The organism is Thermus parvatiensis (assembly GCF_001535545.1).
In the GTDB taxonomy this organism is placed as follows: domain Bacteria; phylum Deinococcota; class Deinococci; order Deinococcales; family Thermaceae; genus Thermus; species Thermus parvatiensis.
The window spans coordinates 289,127-305,657 of record NZ_CP014141.1 but is presented as its reverse complement, the minus strand read 5'-3'; the positions used below and the strand labels follow the sequence as shown (position 1 = coordinate 305,657).

10 protein-coding genes, 1 tRNA gene, 4 pseudogenes and 1 riboswitch are annotated in these 16,531 nt (G+C 69.4%); of the genes and pseudogenes, 6 read left to right on the top strand and 9 right to left on the bottom strand.

Translation table 11 applies throughout. The annotated features are described in order from the left end of the window. The first annotated feature begins 7 nt into the window (after positions 1–7). The 6 genes from AV541_RS01710 to AV541_RS01685 all read left to right on the top strand — a co-directional run bounded on the left by AV541_RS01710 (position 8) and on the right by AV541_RS01685 (position 2,933). Positions 8–1,069, top strand: a complete 1,062-nt coding sequence (locus AV541_RS01710; protein ID WP_060384104.1) for a M28 family metallopeptidase — start codon at positions 8–10, stop codon at positions 1,067–1,069. Positions 1,070–1,079: 10 nt separating this feature from the next. Then, positions 1,080–1,156: transfer RNA gene (locus tag AV541_RS01705), tRNA-Met, on the top strand. A gap of 53 nt (positions 1,157–1,209) precedes the next feature. Next, positions 1,210–1,452, top strand: a complete 243-nt coding sequence (locus AV541_RS01700; RefSeq protein WP_060384103.1) for a 4a-hydroxytetrahydrobiopterin dehydratase — start codon at positions 1,210–1,212, stop codon at positions 1,450–1,452. 12 nt (positions 1,453–1,464) lie between these two features. Then, entirely contained in the window at positions 1,465–1,842 is a 378-nt protein-coding gene (locus AV541_RS01695) for an acyl-CoA thioesterase (protein ID WP_060384102.1), read from the top strand. Next, on the top strand, positions 1,826–2,164 hold the full coding sequence (locus AV541_RS01690) for a DCC1-like thiol-disulfide oxidoreductase family protein (protein ID WP_014510867.1): 339 nt from the start codon (positions 1,826–1,828) through the stop codon (positions 2,162–2,164). The genes AV541_RS01695 and AV541_RS01690 overlap by 17 nt, the downstream gene beginning before the upstream one ends. Beyond that, complete coding sequence (locus AV541_RS01685; protein ID WP_060384101.1) at positions 2,130–2,933, top strand: DNA-formamidopyrimidine glycosylase; 804 nt, start codon at positions 2,130–2,132, stop codon at positions 2,931–2,933. The genes AV541_RS01690 and AV541_RS01685 overlap by 35 nt, the downstream gene beginning before the upstream one ends. Here AV541_RS01685 and AV541_RS01680 read toward each other — a convergent pair. The 9 genes and pseudogenes from AV541_RS01680 to fabZ all read right to left on the bottom strand — a co-directional run bounded on the left by AV541_RS01680 (position 2,930) and on the right by fabZ (position 16,527). After that, positions 2,930–4,419 (bottom strand): annotated as a pseudogene (locus AV541_RS01680) (ABC transporter permease). The gene AV541_RS01685 and the pseudogene AV541_RS01680 overlap by 4 nt on opposite strands. 6 nt (positions 4,420–4,425) lie before the next feature. Next, entirely contained in the window at positions 4,426–5,460 is a 1,035-nt protein-coding gene (locus AV541_RS01675) for a thiamine ABC transporter substrate-binding protein (protein ID WP_060384100.1), read from the bottom strand. 22 nt (positions 5,461–5,482) lie between these two features. Continuing rightward, a riboswitch (TPP riboswitch) is annotated at positions 5,483–5,576 on the bottom strand. Further along, a complete protein-coding gene (locus AV541_RS01670; protein ID WP_060384099.1) occupies positions 5,577–6,437 on the bottom strand; it encodes an alpha/beta fold hydrolase in 861 nt (286 codons plus the stop codon). Then, positions 6,407–6,645 (bottom strand): annotated as a pseudogene (locus tag AV541_RS12975) (hypothetical protein). The gene AV541_RS01670 and the pseudogene AV541_RS12975 overlap by 31 nt, the downstream one beginning before the upstream one ends. Before the next feature lies 1 nt (position 6,646). Further along, positions 6,647–7,243, bottom strand: a pseudogene (locus AV541_RS01660) (fuculose-1-phosphate aldolase); the annotation flags it as partial. Positions 7,244–7,305: 62 nt separating this feature from the next. Continuing rightward, positions 7,306–11,880 carry a DNA-directed RNA polymerase subunit beta' gene (rpoC, locus tag AV541_RS01655; RefSeq protein ID WP_060384098.1) on the bottom strand — a complete coding sequence of 1,525 codons (4,575 nt, stop codon included), beginning with the start codon at positions 11,878–11,880 and terminating at the stop codon, positions 7,306–7,308. 29 nt (positions 11,881–11,909) lie between these two features. Continuing rightward, a pseudogene (gene rpoB, locus AV541_RS01650) lies at positions 11,910–15,268 on the bottom strand (DNA-directed RNA polymerase subunit beta). A gap of 189 nt (positions 15,269–15,457) precedes the next feature. Further along, the gene (locus tag AV541_RS01645) at positions 15,458–16,099 is read right to left on the bottom strand and encodes a S4 domain-containing protein (RefSeq protein WP_060384097.1); all 642 of its coding nucleotides are present in this window, start codon (positions 16,097–16,099) and stop codon (positions 15,458–15,460) included. Next, positions 16,099–16,527, bottom strand: a complete 429-nt coding sequence (gene fabZ, locus AV541_RS01640) for a 3-hydroxyacyl-ACP dehydratase FabZ (RefSeq protein WP_011173839.1) — start codon at positions 16,525–16,527, stop codon at positions 16,099–16,101. Before fabZ ends, AV541_RS01645 begins: the two co-directional genes overlap by 1 nt. Positions 16,528–16,531 lie beyond the last annotated feature (4 nt).

Genomic DNA, 16,531 nt, shown 5'->3' with positions numbered 1-16,531 from the left:
TGGGAAGGTGGAGGCGCTGGAAGAGGTCTTGGAGCTCCTTAAGCTCCCCCACCGGGGAAGCGCCACGGCCCTCGAGGCCGAGGCTTTCCGCAGGCTCCGGGGCTTCCTGGAGGCGCAGGGCCTTAAGCCCTCGGAGATCCCCTTCCGAGGCATGCCAAGCTATGGCCCCGAGCTTTTGGCCCTAAGCCTCCTCCTGGGCCTCGGCTTCCTCTCTCCCCTTTTCCCCCTGGCGGGGGCCTTGGGCTTCTACCTCTACTTCACAGGCAGGAGGCCCTGGGGGCGGCTTTTGGACCGCCACCCCTCGCGAAACCTCCTTGCCTGGAAGGGGGAGGGAACAAGGGCCCTTGTCCTCATGGCCCACGTGGACACGGCCAAGACCTACTTCCTCTACCACCCCAAGCGGGTGAAGGGCTTCCGGAGGAGCTTCCTCCTCAACGCCTGCCTCGCCCTTCTCTCCCCCCTTTTGGCCCTCACCCCCCTGAAATGGCCCCTAAGCCTCTACTTCCTCCTCCAGGCCGCCCTCCTCCTGCACCGGGAGCTTTCTGCTCCCTACGTGGAGGGGGGCAACGACAACGCAAGCGGCGTGGCCGTGGCCACGGCCCTCTTCCTGGAGACCGACCCCCCTCCGGGCTTCCGGCTCGGCCTCGCCCTCACGGGGTGCGAGGAGGTGGGGGCCTTGGGGGCCAAGGCCCTCCTCCCCCACCTGCCCGAGGGGACGCTCGTCCTCAACCTGGACAACGTGGGCCGGGGGGAGCTCTTCTACGCCGAGGGGGAGGGGATGCTCCGCTACGTCCCCTACCGGGGGCCGCTCCTCGAGGCCGCCCGCAAGACCCCAGGGGCGAGGCCCGTGCGCTACCGCCTGGCCTACTTTGACACCCTCCCCCTGGCGCAAAGGGGCCTTCCCACCCTCACCCTGATCCGGCTGGAAGGGGGTGTGCCCCCAGACTGGCACTGGCCCACGGACACCTTCGCCCGCCTGGACCAAAAGGCCCTAAAGGACACCTTGGCCTACGCGCGAAGCCTCCTTAAGGCCCTGGTTGACAAAGGCCAAGGGGATTTGCTACATTAATCAATGGCGACGCGGGGTGGAGCAGCCTGGTAGCTCGTCGGGCTCATAACCCGAAGGTCGCGGGTTCAAATCCCGCCCCCGCAACCAGAACCAAGCCCCGGACACCATGGGTCCGGGGCTTTTCCCTTACCCTGGAAGGCATGGACTGGGAAGAGCGGGAAAGCCCCAGGCGGCTCGTCAAGACCTTCGCCTTCCCCAACTTCCGGGAGGCCCTGGACTTCGCCAACCGGGTGGGGGCCCTGGCCGAGCGGGAAAACCACCACCCCCGCCTCACCGTGGAGTGGGGCCGGGTGACGGTGGAGTGGTGGACCCACTCCGCGGGCGGGATCACCGAGAAGGACCGGGAGATGGCGAGGCGCACCGACGCCCTCCTCCAGCGGTAACCTGGGGAGGCTATGGAGGCGCGAACCCTAGAGCTCGTCTTCCCCGAGCACACCAACCCCTTGGGGGCCGCCTTCGGCGGCTTTGTCCTCGGGCTCATGGACAAGGTGGGCTCCTACGCCGCCGCCCGCCGGGCCAGGCGCCCCGTGGTGACCGTGGCGGTGGGCAGCGTGGAGTTCAAGGTGCCCATCCGCACCGGGGACCTCCTGGAGGTGGTGGCCCGGGTGGTGCGGGTGGGCCGGACCTCCCTCACCGTGGAGGTAGAGGTCTACAAGGAGCGCTTTGGGGAGGGGAACCAAAGGGTCCTGGCCACCCAGGGGGTCCTCACCTACGTGGCGGTGAACGAGAAGGGGGAGCCGGTCCCGGTGGAGGCCCATGCGGGTACTGATTGACGGCGCCTGCCCCTACTGCCGCGCCCTGGGGCGGACCCTCAAGGCCCTGGACCTTGGGGGCACCCTCCAGGTGGTGCCCTTGCAAGAGGCCTCCGGCCTGGACCCGAAGGCGCTTCTGGAGGAGCTTCACGTCCTGGAGGGGGACCGGACCCACCGGGGCTACGCCGCCCTCCTCGCCCTGGCCCGGCGGCTTCCCCTCCTCTGGCCCCTTTACCCTTTTCTCCTCCTCCTCGTCCCCTTCGGGACGGGCGAGCGGCTCTACCGCTTCCTGGCGAAAAGGAGGCCCCGTGCCCGAGCTTCCCGAGGTGGAGACCACCCGTAGGCGGCTGCGTCCCCTGGTCCTGGGCCAGACCCTTAGGCAGGTGGTCCACCACGACCCCGCCCGCTACCGGAACACGGCCCTCGTGGAGGGGAGGCGGGTCCTGGAGGTGGACCGCCGGGGGAAGTTCCTCCTCTTCGCCCTCGAGGGCGGGGTGGAGCTCGTGGCCCACCTGGGGATGACGGGGGGGTTTCGGCTGGAGCCGACGCCCCACACCCGGGCGGCCTTGGTCCTCGAGGACCGGACCCTCTACTTCCACGACCCCCGGCGCTTCGGGCGCCTCTTGGGGGTGCGGCGCGGGGACTACCGGGAGATCCCCCTCCTCCTCCGCCTCGGCCCCGAGCCCCTCTCGGAGACCTTCGCCTTTCCCGGGTTCTTCCGAGGGCTGAAGGAGAGCGCGAGGCCCCTCAAGGCCCTCCTCCTGGACCAGCGCCTCGCCGCCGGGGTGGGCAACATCTACGCCGACGAGGCCCTCTTCCGCGCCCGCCTAAGCCCCTTCCGCCCCGCCCGAAGCCTCACCGAGGAGGAGGCGCGGCGCCTCCACCGGGCCCTGCGCGAGGTGCTGGCGGAGGCCGTGGAACTCGGGGGAAGCACCCTCTCGGACCAAAGCTACCGCCAGCCCGACGGCCTCCCTGGGGGCTTCCAGACGCGCCACGCCGTCTACGGCCGGGAGGGCCTCCCCTGCCCGGCCTGCGGGCGCCCGGTGGAGCGGCGGGTGGTGGCCGGGCGGGGCACCCACTTCTGCCCCACCTGCCAAGGGGAAGGCCCCTAGCCGAACCGCCCCCGGCCCCGGTCCAGCAGGTAGAAGAGCCCGGCGGAGAGGAGGGCGAGGACCAGGGCCAGGGCCACCGCCTCCCGGAAAGGGCCCTCCCCGGGGCGGCCCAGCCGCTCGTAGATGGCCAGGGCCAGGGTGGTCCACTCGGGCCGCCAGAGGACGAGGCTCGCCCCGAACTCCCCCAAAAGGGCCGCCAGGGCCAAGGCCGTCCCCGAAGAGAGGGCGGGGAGGAGGAGGGGAAGCTCCACCCGAAAGAAGGCCCGGAAGGGGCCCGCCCCCAGGACCCGGGCCGCCTGGAGGAGGCTCGGGGGGAGGCCCCGGAGGGCGGGGAGGAGGGCCCGGGCGAGGAGGGGGTAGGCGAGGAGGGCGTAGGCGGTGAGGAGGAGAAGGAGGGAGCCCCGGAGGCCAGGGTAGGCCACGAGGTACCCGAGGCCCACGGCCACCGGGCTCACCATGAGGGGCAGGAGGCCCAAGAGGTCCACCCAGAGCCTTCCCCGGGCGGCGAAGGCGTAGGCCACCCCCAAAAGGAGGGCCAGGCCCAAGCCTCCCAGGCTGAAGCGGAGGGTGTTGGCCAGGGCCAGGGGCAAGGGGGTGAAGTCCTCCGAGGCCCAGGCGGAGACCAAGGCCAGGGGCTCCAGGCGCAGGGCCAGGGCGAGGAGGGGGGCGTAAACCCCGAGGAAGAAGACCCCCATCCCCAGGGCCAGGGCCCACCCCCGCCCCCGCGGGAGGGGGCGGGGCGGAACGGGGGGCGGGAGGACCGCCCCCTGGAGGCGGAGGTAGAGGAGGGCCACCCCGCCCAAGGTGGCCACCTGGAGGAGCATGAGGGCGCTGGCCTCGGGGAAGGCCAGGCGGTAGGCGAGAAGGGTGTAGACCTCCACCTCCAAGGTGGCGTACCGGGGCCCCCGAGCAGGAGGGGCACCCCGAAGGCGGAGAAGGCGTAGAGGAAAACAAGGAGGCCCGCCGAGCCCAAGGCGGGGAGGAGGAGGGGGAGCCCCACCCGAAGGAAGGCCCGCAAAGGGCTTGCCCCCAGGACCCGGGCCGCCTCCAGGGGCCTTTCCAGCGCCAGGGCCACCGGGAGGAGGATGCGCAGGGCGAGGCCCAGGTTGTAGAAAAGGGCGGCCCAGTAGAGGACGGCCCGGGTGCCGTAGAGGTCCAGGCCCAGAAGCCCTCGAGGCCCCACCAGGGCCAAAAACCCCAAGGCCACCACCGGGGTGGGCAGGACGAAGGGCAGGGTGGAAAGGGCGAGGAAGCCCGCCCTACCCGGGAAGCGCCAGCGGAAGAGGAAGGCGAGGGGCAGGGCCAAGGCCAGGGTGAGGAGGGCGGAGCCGAGGCCGTACTCCAGGCTGAAGAGGTAGCGCTCCCAGTAGTAGGGGTTGGCCAGGGCGCGGCCGAACCCCTCCCCCACCCCCAGGACCAGGACCCGGCCCAAGGGGTAGAAGAGGGCAAAGGCGAGGAAGGCGAGGACCAGGGCGGCCGCGCCCACCGGGGCTCACCGCCGCCCGGCCCGCACCGCCTCGGGGTCTTGGCCCTGGAGGACCACCCGGGTCCACTCCTCAATCCACCGCTCCCGGTTCGCCGCCATGCGGGCCGGGTCCAGGCGCACGGCCCCGGGGGGAGGCGGGGTGAAGCGGAAGACCTCGGGCAGGCGGGCGTCTCGCCTGGCGGGGTAGACCCACATCTCCGTGGGGATGTTCTCCTGCACGGGGCGGGAAAGGAGCCAGTCCACGAAGCGGCGGGCGGCCTCCAGGTTCTTGGTCCCCTTGAGGATGCCCACGAACTCCACCTGGAAGAAGGCAAGCTCCGGGAAGAGGTTCCCGGTGGGCGGCTCCTTGTACTTGCCCTCGGAGTAGTAGACCTCGGCGGCGGGGCTCGTGGTGTAGGAAACCACCAGGGGCCGGTCGCCGCCGTGAAGGGTGAAGTGGGTGTAGTAGGCCTCGCTCCAGCCCTTGGCCACCCGGACACCCCCGTCGCGGAGCCTGGCCCAGAAGTCTAGGTATCCGTCCTCCCCGAAGCGGGCCACCGTGGCCATCAGGAAGGCGAGGCCCGGAGAGCTGGTGGCCGGGTTTTGCACCACGAGAAGCCGGGCGTACTCCGGGCGGGCGAGGTCCTCCGGCTTTTGCGGCAGGGCCTTGCCCCGGAAGTAGGCCCGATCGTAGTTGAGGCTGACGAAACCGTAGTCCACGGGGATGGCCCGGAAGCTGGGGTCCAGAAGGAGCTCGGAGCGGAGGTTTCGGATCTCCGGGCTCACGTAGGGGAGGAGGATGTCCGCCTCGAGGGCCCGGGAGAGGAAGGTGTTGTCAAAACCGTAGAGGACGTCGGCGATGGGGGCCCCCTTAGAGAGGATGGCCTTGTTCAGGGTCTCCCCCGCATCGCCCCCCTTGAGGAAACGGAGCCGGATCCCCGTCTCCTCCTGGAACCGGGCGATAAGGGCCTTGTCCAGGGAGAAGCTGGAGTGGGTGAGGACCACAAGCTCCTGGGCCAAGCCCAGGGTCAGGAACGCCAAAGCCGCCAGGATTTTCCGCATCGCGCCCCTCCTTGTCACCGGGAGGGGATGGCCGTCACCTTCCCTACGCCGGCATGACCCGGATCAGGTTCCAAGGGTATGCTCTCAGCCCCTTTGGGGCACCCCCGGTGACGGCCTCAGTCTACCAGAGGCCCGCGGAGGGCGGGGACCAAGGCGGCGAGGGCCTCCTTGAAGGCCTCTTCAAAGGCCTCGGGGGCGTCAATCCAGGGGTAGTGGCCCGCCTCCGGGAGGACCCGGATGGGGGCGCGGAGCCTCGAGGCCACCTCCTCGGCGTAGGGGTAGCTCGTCCCGTCCCGCTCCCCCACGAGGACGTAGAGGGGGCGGCGCTCCGGGGTGAGGTAGGGGGTGTAGTCCAGGCGCCAAAGCCCGTTCTGCAGGAAGGCGAGGCCGGGCGCGTCCGAGCCCAGGATCCCCGCCCCCTCGGCGAGCCACTCGTAGGCCATCCGCCCCCGGGGGGTGGGGAACATGAGGCGGTCAAAGAGGACCTTGGGCTCCTCCCGCTTGAGGGCCTCCTTGAGGTTCTCCTCCGGGTCGGGGAGGGGGGCAAGCCCCGCCGCCTCCGCCAGGCGGGCGGCGAGCCAAGGGAAGTTGACCCAGGGAGCGAGGAGGATGGCCCCTTCCGCCTGGGGAAAGCGCCTGAGCACCTCCAGGGCCACCACCGCCCCGAAGCCGTGGGCGAGGAGGCCGAAGCGCTCAATCCCCAAGGCCTCGGCGAGGAGGAGGGTGTCCTCCACCAACGCGTCCACGGTGAAGAGCCTGGGGTCTTGGGGAAGCTCCAGGCTCCGCCCCGAGCCCCGCTGGTCAAAGTAGACCACGCGGAAGCCCTCCAGGTAGTCTTGGAGGCCTTCCCGCAGGACGTAGGCGTTCCCCCCGGGACCGCCGTGGAGGACGAGGAGGGCGGGCCCCTCCACGGGACCCACGTCCTCCACGTAAAGCTCCGCCTCCCCTACGGGGACGTACCCGATCTCTTCCCGCATCCCCTATAGACTACCCCATCCTCCAGGCGGAAGGCCCAGACCCTGACCCCAGGCACGGCCTCGGCCCGGGCCCGGGCCTCCTCCCCGGCCCGAGGACCTGGAGGAGGAAGACCCCTTCGCCCTGAAGGAGCCAGTAGGGATGGGGAAGGGCCTCCGCCAGGGCCACCAGGGCCTCCCGGTCCTTCCCCTCCACGAAGAGGACCCTCATTCCCCACCCCCAAGGCGGGCCCCGCCCCCTGCCAGAGGCGGTGGTAGAGGAGGATCTGGGCGCTCTCCTCCAGGGTGGTCATGAGGCCGTAGGCCTCGAGGAGGGCCTCCTCCGGGGCCCCCTTCAGGCCCACGGCGAAGGCCCCGTGCCCCCTCAGGAGGCAGGCCCGGTGCTCCCGCAAGGCCTCGGCCACGCTCAAGGCCGCCTCCTCCGTGGCGGAGACCGTCTTGGGGGCGAGGACCGGGACCTCCTTCAGGTAGTGCTGGCCCTCGAGGTCCAAAGGCTTCAGGCGGGGAAGGTGGAAGGAGAGGGCCACGGCCACCCGGGGGTGGGCGTGGACCAAGGCCTTGGCCCCGGTCCTGCGGTAGACCTCCCGGTGGACCACGCTCTCCACGCTCGCCCCTTCGGGGATGGGCCCTTCCAAGGGCACCTCCAGAAGGTCCTCCGGGGTGAGCCTCGCCTTCTGCACCCCGCTTTTGGTGATGAGGAACCCCCCCTTGGTGCGCACGGAGAAGTTCCCGGCCGTGGCGGAGATGAGGCCCTGGGCGAAGAGGTCCTCGCCCACCTGACGGAACGCGGCGTACAACCGGGCGCGCACGGGCCCATTATGCCGGAAAAAGGCCCCCGGGGAAACCGGGGGCCTTACGCCTGCGGGGGGGCTTAAGCCTGCTTTCCGGGCTGCTCCCGCTTGACCCCGCGCCGGGCGGCGGGTCGCTCCTTGGCCTCCACCGCCTCCTTGCGGGCCTCCTCAATGGCCTTCAGGGTCTTCTGGTCCACCACCTGGGTGAAGCGGACGAAGTCCGAACCCGTGCCCGCCGGGATCAGGCGGCCCAGGATGACGTTCTCCTTGAGGCCGATGAGCTCGTCCTTCTTCCCGGCGATGGCCGCCTCGGTGAGGACGTGGGTGGTGTTCTGGAAGCTGGCGGCGGAGAGCCAGCTCTTGGTGGAGAGGGCGCTCTTCGTGACCCCCATGAGGAGGGGCTTCCAGGCCACCGGGGTCTTGCCCTCGGCGATGAGCCGCTCGTTCAGGGCCTCCACGTCCCACTTCTCCAGGACCTGGCCCTCCAAGAGGCGGCTATCCCCAGGGTCGGTCACCTCCACGTACTTCAGCATCTGGCGGACCACGATCTCAATGTGCTTGTCGTGCAGCTTCACGCCCTGGGCCCGGTAGACCTTCTGGATCTCCTCCACCAGGTAGCGCTCCACCGCCTCGGGGCCCTTGGCCTCCAAAAGCTGGTGGGGGTCAATGGCCCCGCGGGTGAGGGGCTGGCCCGCCTCCACGTAGTCCCCGTCCTTGACGAGAAGGCGCGCCTCCTTGGGGAGCTTGTACTCCTTGGAGAAGCCCTCGGACTCCACGAAAACGGAGAGTTTCTCCTCCGTTTCCTCAATGCGCACCACGCCGTCAATCTCGGAGATCACCGCCTTGGCCTTGGGGCGGCGGGCCTCAAAGAGCTCAATGACGCGGGGCAGACCCTGGGTGATGTCCGCGGCCCCGGCCACGCCGCCCGTGTGGAAGGTGCGCATGGTGAGCTGGGTGCCGGGCTCGCCGATGGACTGGGCGGCCACGATGCCCACCGCCTCGCCGATGGAGACGGGCCGGGCCATGGAGAGGTCGTACCCGTAGCACTTCTGGCAGACCCCGTAGCGGGTCTGGCAGGTGAGGGGGCTGCGGACGGGCACCTCCTGGATCTCCCCGGCCTCGGCGGCCTTGATGAGGAGGTGGACGTCGTCCATGGAGAGGTAGCGGCCCTCCTCGAGGCGCACCCCCAGGACCTCCACCTCCCGGGCCAGGACGCGCCCGTAGAGGCCCGCCTCAATGTCCGCGCGCTTCCTCAGGCGCAAGGAGCGGGTCACCTCGTCGGGCTGGAAGAGGGGAACGGAGATGTAGTTGGTGGTGCCGCAGTCCGCCTCCCGCACCACGATCTCGTGGGTCACGTCCACGAGCTTGCGGGTAAGGTACCCGGAGTCGGCGGTGCGGAGGGCGGTGTCCGCCCCACCCTTACGGGCCCCGTGGCTGGAGATGAAGTACTCCAAGACGGTGAGGCCCTCGCGGAAGGAGGAGCGCACCGGCACCTCAAAGGTCTCGCCCGAGGGCTTCTGCATGAGGCCCCGCATGCCGCAGAGCTGGCGGATCTGCTGCGGGTTGCCCCGGGCCCCGGACTGGGCCATGACGTAGAGGGGGTTGAAGGGGTAGTTCTCCTCAAAGTTCTTGAAGACCGCCTGGGTGACCTTCTCCGTGGTCTCGGTCCAGAGCTGGAGGATCTGGTCGTACCGCTCCCGGTCGGTGAGGAAGCCCATCTCGTAGGCCTGCTCAATCTGGAGGAGCTTGCGGTCGGCCTCCTCCAGGTACTGCTTCTTCTCCTCCGGGATCACGGCGTCGTCAATGCCGATGGTGATGCCGCTCGTGGTGGAGAAGGTGAAGCCGTAGTACTTAAGGGCGTCCAGAAGCCTGGCGGTCTTCTCCATCCCCAGGCGGAGGAAGGCCTGGTAGACCAGGTCCTTGAGGGAGTTCTTCTCCTGGGGCACGTCCAGCTGGATGAGTTCCCAGGCCACCTTCTCGTCCTCCACCGCCTCGGCCACGATGCGGGCGAAGAGGATGCGGCCCGGGCTCGTCTCCAGCCGCTTGCCCATGTAGCGGACGGTGACCACGTCCTGCAGGTCCACGATGCCGTGGGCCACGGCGAGGAGGGCCTCGTCGGGGTTGGCGAAGACGTACTTGAGCCGGCCCACGCTGGTCTCCCTGCCCGCCACCTTGATGGGGGTGTTCAGGGCCACCTCGCCCCGCTCGTGGGCGGCCAGGGCCTCCTCGGGGGTGGCGAACTCCAGGCCCGCCCCCTTCTTCTCCTTGCGCACCTGGGTGATGTAGTAAAGGCCCAGGATGATGTCCCGGCTGGGCTTGGCCAGGGGTTCCCCGGAGGCTGGGGAGAGGAGGTTGTGGGCGGAGAGCATCTGGATGCGGGCCTCGGCCTGGGCGAAGGAGGAAAGGGGCACGTGCACCGCCATCTGGTCCCCGTCAAAGTCGGCGTTGAAGGCCTCGCACACCAGGGGGTGGAGCTGGATGGACTGCCCCTCCACCAAGACGGGCTGGAAGGCCTGGATGCCCAGGCGGTGCAGGGTGGGGGCCCGGTTAAGGAGGACCACCTTGCCGTGGATCACCTCCTCCAGGGCGTCCCACACCTCGTCCTTGATGTCCCGCTGGCGTTCCAGCATGCGCCGCGCCGCCTTGACGTTGGGGGCGATGCCCTTCTCCTCCATCCTCTTGAGGAGGAAGGGCTTGAAGAGCTCCAGGGCCATGCGCTTGGGCAGGCCGCACTGGTGGAGCTTGAGCTGGGGGCCCACCACGATCACGCTTCGGCCCGAGTAGTCCACCCGCTTGCCCAGGAGGTTCTGGCGGAAGCGGCCCTGCTTGCCGGAGAGGATGTCGGTGAGGCTCCTGAGGGGCCGGTCGGAGCCGGGGTTGGTCACGGGAGCGCCGCGGCGGCCGTTGTCCAGGAGGGCGTCCACCGCCTCCTGCAGCATCCGCTTCTCGTTGCGGATGATGATCTCGGGGGCACCCTGGGCCAAAAGCTTCTTCAGGCGGTTGTTGCGGTTGATGAGACGCCGGTAGAGGTCGTTGAGGTCGCTGGTGGCGAAGCGGCCCCCGTCCACCTGGACCATGGGCCGCAGGTCCGGGGGCAGGACGGGGACGGCCTCGAGGATCATCCACTCGGGCCGGTTCCCCGAGTCCAGGAAGGCCCGCACCACCTCCAGGCGCTTGCGGGCCTTGGCCCGCCGGGCCCGGGAGGGGTGCTTCATCTCCTCCAGAAGCTCTTTTTCCAGGGCCTCGAGGTCCAGCTCCCTAAGGAGCTGCTGGATGGCCTCGGCCCCCATGCGGGCGTCAATGTCGTAGGACTCCACCACCCGGACCACGTTGCGGACCAGGTCCACCTCCACCCGGCCGTAGATCTCGCTTTTGACCTTACCCCCATCGGCCAGCACGTCCCCAGGGGCCACCCGGTCCCCGGTGGAAACCTCCACGTCGTCCTCAAAGGGGTAGACCCGGGCCTTGACCACCAGGATGCTGGCGGGCTCGTGGAGGTGGACGATCCCTTCGGCCTCGGCGATGACCTCCTCCTCGGGGTCAATGGCGGCCACGATCCTGTCCCCGGGCTCCACCCTGGCCCCCTCGGGGACCACCACGTTCATGTGGGGCTGAACGCGGTAGTCCTTGGGCTCCGTCCACTCCAGGAAGAGGGTGAGGTAGACCGTCTCCCCCTCCTCCTCCGCCTCCACCTGGGCGGCCCGGACCTGGCGGGGCATGCGGAGAAGGCCCTTGGCCTCGGCCAGGGGCTGGCCCTTCTCCACGATTTCCCCGTGGACCACGAGGGGCGTCATGCCCACGGGGAGGAAGTAGGTGGCCACGGGCTCGTCCTCCTGGCGGAGGACGAGGAAGGCCCCTTCCTCCAGCTCCCTAAGCTCCACCACGCCCTCCTCCTCGGCCCGGAAGAGGTAGGGCTCGGGGAGCTCGGCGAGGACCTCGCCGGGCTTGTAGGCCTCCTTCTCCACCCAGGCGGCGAGGGGAAGCCTGAGCCCGGCCCGCTCCTTCTTCACGTACTCCACCCGGACGCGGCGGGGGAAGCGGTAGAGGGCCACGCCGTCCAGGCGGCTCACCACCCCAGGGGCAAGCTCCTGGCCCTTCACCACCTCCTCCCCGTCCTTCACCAGGGCGTCCACCCCAGGGGGCAGGGGATAGGTCTCCTGCTTGCCGTAGCGGAGCTCCCGGTACTCCTCGTCGGTGAGGAGCTGGCGCTTTTCCACCGGGACCCCGTTCAGGACAGCCCCCTTGGGGTCTAAGACGATGTACTTGCTGAAGTAGAGGACCTGCTCCAGCTCGGTGGCGGAGAGGTCCAAGAGGGTCCCGATCTTGGAGGGGACGTCCTTGACGAACCAGATGTGGGCGGCGGGGGTGGCGAGCTCAATGTGGCCCATGCGGTAGCGGCGGACGATGCTCTTCGTCACCTCCACGCCGCACCGCTCGCACACCTTGCCCTCAAAGCGCTGGCGCTTGTACTTGCCGCAGGCGCACTCGTAGTCCTTGATGGGGCCGAAGATGCGCTCGTCAAAGAGGCCGTCCCGCTCGGGCTTGAGGGTGCGGTAGTTGATGGTCTCGGGCTTCTCCACCTCCCCGTAGCTCCAGGAGCGGATCTTCTCCGGGGAGGCCAAAGCGATGCGAACCTTACGAACCTCTTTTTTCATGCTTCACCTCGGGGGAACCGCCTTCACCCTCACCGCTTGGAAGCCAACCCCTCAAAAATGTCCACGGGGTTGTCCTTCTCATCCAAGGTCTGCACGTCCAAGGCCAGGGCCTGGAGCTCCTTCACCAGCACGCGGAAGGACTCGGGGACGCTGGGCTCGGGAACATCCTCCCCCTTGATGATGGCCTCGTAGGCGGCGTTCCTGCCCTCGATGTCGTCGGACTTGAGGGTGAGCATCTCCTGGAGGGTGTGGGCCGCCCCGTAGGCCTCGAGAGCCCAGACCTCCATTTCCCCGAAGCGCTGGCCGCCGAACTGGGCCTTCCCGCCCAGGGGCTGCTGGGTGATGAGGGAGTAGGGCCCCGTGGAGCGGGCGTGCATCTTGTCCTCCACCATGTGGTAGAGCTTCATGATGAACATCTGCCCCACCACGATGGGGCCCTCAATGGGCTCGCCCGTGCGGCCGTCGTAGAGGACCACCTTGCCCTGGAGGAAGAGCTCCTTAAGCTGCTCCTCCGGGGGCTTGCCCGGGGTGACGAGGCCAAGCTTCTCCGCCCGGCGGAGGACCTCCACCTCCCGCTTGTCCACGCCGAAGCCCTCGCCCTTGCGCTTGCCGAAGTAGACCTCAAAGGCCTGGGCGAGGAGTTCCTTGATCTCGGGCTCCTTGGCCCCGTCGAAGATGGGAGAGATGTAGCGCTGCCCCAGGAAGTAACCGGCGAGGCCCAGGTGGGTTTCCAGGATCTGCCCCAGGTTCATCCGGCTGGGCACGCCGAGAGGGTTCAGGATCACGTCCACGGGGGTGCCGTCGGGCAGGTGGGGCATGTCCTCCACGGGGAGGATCTTGGCCACCACCCCTTTGTTCCCGTGGCGGTTGGCGAGCTTGTCCCCCACCTGGAGCTTGCGCTTCTGGGCCACGTAGACCCGGACCACCTCCCGCACCCCGGGCTTGAGCTCCACCCCGGGGTCGCCCCGCCGCAGCCGGACGGTGCGGACCACGATCCCCCCTTCCCCGGGCGGCACCCGGAGGGAGGTGTCCTTCACGTCCCGGGCCTTCTCGCCGAAGATGGAGCGGAGGAGCCTTTCCTCGGGGGTGGGCTCGGACTCGCCCTTGAAGCTGGTCCGCCCCACGAGGATGTCCCCCGGCTTTACCTCGGCGCCGATGCGCACCACGCCCTCCTCGTCCAGGTCCCTTAGGGCGGCCTCGGAGAGGTGGGGGATGTCCCGGGTGATCCGCTCGGGGCCGAGCTTGGTGTCCCGGGCCTCAATCTCGTAGCGCTCAATGTGGATGGAGGTGTAAAAGTCCCGCTTGAGGAGCTCCTCGCTGATGACGATGGCGTCCTCAAAGTTGTACCCGTCAAAGGGCATGATGGCCACGAGGACGTTCTGCCCCAGGGCCAGGAAGCCGTTCTCAGAGGCGGGGCCGTCGGCGAGGAGGTCCCCTTTGCGCACCCGCTGTCCCACCCGCACCCTTGGGCGCTGGTCCAGGGCGGTGCCCTGGTTGGAGCGCACGTAGCGGCGCAAGGGGTGCTCCACCAGGCGGCCGTCCTCGTAGCGCACGACGATGCGGTTGCCGTCCACCTGGGCCACCTCCCCGTCCTCCTCGGCGTAGAGGGCGGCCAGGGAGTCCCGCACCACCCGCTCCTCGAGGCCCGTCATCACCACGGGGGCCTGGGCCCGGATGAGGGGCACGGCCTGGGTTTGCATGTTGGAGCCCATGAGGGCCCGGTTGGCGTCGTCGTGCTCCAGGAAGGGAATGAGGTTGGTGTTCACGGAGAAGACCTGCTTGGGGCTCACGTCCATGAACTCCACTTCTTCCGGGCTCACGATCACGGGCTCCCCCTTCCTCCGGGCCACCACCCGCTCGGCCGCGATCCGGTTCCCCTCCAGGGGGGTGTTGGCCTGGGCGATGGTGTAGCGGTCCTCCTCGGTGGCCGTCATGTAGACCACCTCGTCGGTAACCACCCCGCCCACCACCCGGCGGTAGGGGGTGCGGATGAAGCCCAGCTCGTCCACCCGGGCGTAGGCCGCCAAGGAGGTGATGAGGCCGATGTTGGCGCCCTCGGGGGTCTCCACGGGGCAGATGCGCCCGTAGTGGGTGCGGTGGACGTCGCGCACGTCAAACCCCGCCCGCTCCCGGGTGAGGCCGCCCGGGCCCAGGGCGGAGATCCGCCGCTTGTGGCGCAGGGAGGAGAGGGGGTTGGTCTCGTCCTTGAACTGGGAAAGCTGGCTGCGGCTGAAGAACTCCCGGATGGCGGCCTCCAAGGGGCGGCTGTTCACCAGCTTGGCCGGGGTGAGGCTGTCCTCTGAGCCCATGAGCATCCGCTCCCGCACCCCCCGGGCGAGGCGGGCGAGCCCCACCCGGAACTGGTCGGTCATGAGCTCCCCCACGGTGCGGATGCGGCGGTTGCCCAGGTGGTCGATGTCGTCCACCTCGTGGCCCGGGACCCCGGCGGTGAGGGCGAAGAGGTAGCGGAGGGTGGGGAGGAAGACCTCGTCCTTGAACTCCCCGTCCTCAAAGCGGGCCAGGGTGCGGCCCGAGAGGCGGATCCCCAGCTTCTCCTCCGCCTTGTACCGCCCGGCCTCGCCCAGGTCGTACCGCCTGGGGTCGGCGATGAGGCCGTAGACGTAGGCCACGGCCTTGTCCCGCTTGGGCGGGTCCCCGGGGCGGAGGAGGGTGAAGAGGCGGATCAGAGCCTCCTCGGGGCGCATGGCGAAGACGCTCTCGTCCATGAGGCCCTGGACCAGCTCCCCGTAGGCCCCAAGCTCCCGGGCCAGGGTCTCCTGGTCGTACCCCAGGACCCGAAGGAGGAGGACCAGGGGGAACTTCCGCTTGTTGACCTTCATGGAGACGACGCCGTTCGGCTCCACCTCCAGGTCAATCCAGGGGCCCCGCTTGGGCAGGGGGATGATGCTGGCGATGTAGCGCCCGGGCCGGGCGGGGTCGGGGGTGAAGTAGACCCCGGGGAGCGGTGGATCTGGGAGACGATGACCCGGTCGGCCCCGTTGATGATGAAGGAGCCGTCCTCGGTCATCAGGGGGATGTGCCCCAGGAAGACCTCGTCCTCCTTGATGAGGCCCGTGTCCTTGTGGATGAGCTGGAGCCGGGCGTAGAGGGGGGCCTGGTAGGTGAGGTCCTTCTCCCGGCACTCGTCCTGGGGGAAGGGGGGCTCGCCCAGGCGGTACTCCAGGAAGTCCAGCACTAGACCGCCCTTGCCCTTGTCCTCCTCCTCAATGGGGAAGGTCTCCCGGAAAGCTGCCTGGATGCCGACGTTTTCCCGCTTTTCGGGAGGAACATCGGCCTGCAAGGCCCTGCGGTAAGACTCCACCTGGATCTCGGTGAGGGGTGGAAGGGGGATAACCTCTCGGATGCGACCGAACCGCTTGATCTCCATGCGTCACCTCAAGGAAGGCGGGCCGCCCGAGGTAAGCTAACAGGGTTCTTCCGCAAGGGGGCCATCCCCTTGCGGCGGCTGGCTCTTACCGTGCTCCCTTGGCCCGACCAAAGAGCACAAACCCTAATCTATACCGGAAGGCCCACTTCCGTCAATCCGGCTCGCCGAAAACGGGACCGATTCCTCCTCCTACCGCTCCACCTCCACCTTGATTTTATAGTTGCCCCGCACCGTCTTGCCAACCACCTCCAGAAGCCTGAGGGTCCCGAGCCCCTCGGCAAAGAGGGTATCCCCCGGGGCCACCTCGTCCTTGGGGGAGGCGGGCCTCCCCTTGAGGCGCACCTTGCCCGCCTTGACCCCCTGGGCGAAGTAGGACCGGGAGACGCCGAAGCCCTTGGCCCCCACGGCGTCCACCCGCAAGGAGGGGACGACCAGGGTGCGCACCCGCTCCCTAGGGGGCCTCAGGGCCCCTTCGGGAGGGGGAGCGAGGCGGTAGCCCTGGGCCTCGAGGGCCTTCCTCCCTTCGGGGAGGAGGGCGGCCAAAACCCCTTCCTCCCCCTCCTCCACCTCGCCCAAAACCTCCCCCAGGTCGGCGGGCGGGGGGCGGTCCAGGAGGACCACCTCCACGGGGTCGGAGACGGAGGGCACCTCCTCGGGGTAGAGGACGGCCACCTTGCGCTCCGCCAGGGGAAAGCCGCCGAAGAAGGCCACCCGGATCCCCTCCCGGCGGGCCATCTCCTCCAGGCGGGCCTGGTCCTCGGGGTCCAGGAAGCCCGTGCGCACCACCCGGCCGCCCCGGGCCCGCTTGAGGTAGCGCTCCAGGTCCGCCATCAGGAGGCCCCCTGGAGGACGAAGGTCAGGGTGGCGCTCGCCCGCTCCTCCCCCTCCACCAGGGCCCGGACCGCCACCTTGCCCACGCCCCGGCGGAAGGCGAGGAGCTCCCCCTCGAGGATCAGGGTGTCCCCCGGGTAGACGGGCCGCCGGAACCGGGCCCCCTCCACCCCGGCGAGGAAGGCGAGGCCCCCTTGGGGAAAGCCCGGCTGGCGCACCAGCGCCCCCACGGCCGCCTGGGCCATGGCCTCCAGGATCAGCACCCCGGGCATGACGGGGTGGCCGGGGAAGTGCCCCTGGAAGTGGGGCTCGTTGAAGGTCACGTTCTTGAGGGCCTTGAAGCGCCTCTCGTCCGCCTCCAGCACCCGGTCCACGAGGAGAAAGGGGTAGCGGTGGGGCAGGACCTTGAGGATCTCCCGGATGTCCACAGGG

What these genes read in the sequence shown, in the direction of transcription:
- AV541_RS01700 (WP_060384103.1), top strand. Translation starts at nt 1,210, where the DNA reads ATGGACTGGGAAGAGCGGGAAAGCCCCAGGCGGCTCGTCAAGACCTTC.
- AV541_RS01695 (WP_060384102.1), top strand. Translation starts at nt 1,465, where the DNA reads ATGGAGGCGCGAACCCTAGAGCTCGTCTTCCCCGAGCACACCAACCCC.
- AV541_RS01690 (WP_014510867.1), top strand. Translation starts at nt 1,826, where the DNA reads ATGCGGGTACTGATTGACGGCGCCTGCCCCTACTGCCGCGCCCTGGGG.
- AV541_RS01675 (WP_060384100.1), bottom strand. Translation starts at nt 5,460, where the DNA reads ATGCGGAAAATCCTGGCGGCTTTGGCGTTCCTGACCCTGGGCTTGGCC.
- AV541_RS01670 (WP_060384099.1), bottom strand. Translation starts at nt 6,437, where the DNA reads ATGCGGGAAGAGATCGGGTACGTCCCCGTAGGGGAGGCGGAGCTTTAC.
- rpoC (WP_060384098.1), bottom strand. Translation starts at nt 11,880, where the DNA reads ATGAAAAAAGAGGTTCGTAAGGTTCGCATCGCTTTGGCCTCCCCGGAG.
- AV541_RS01645 (WP_060384097.1), bottom strand. Translation starts at nt 16,099, where the DNA reads ATGGCGGACCTGGAGCGCTACCTCAAGCGGGCCCGGGGCGGCCGGGTG.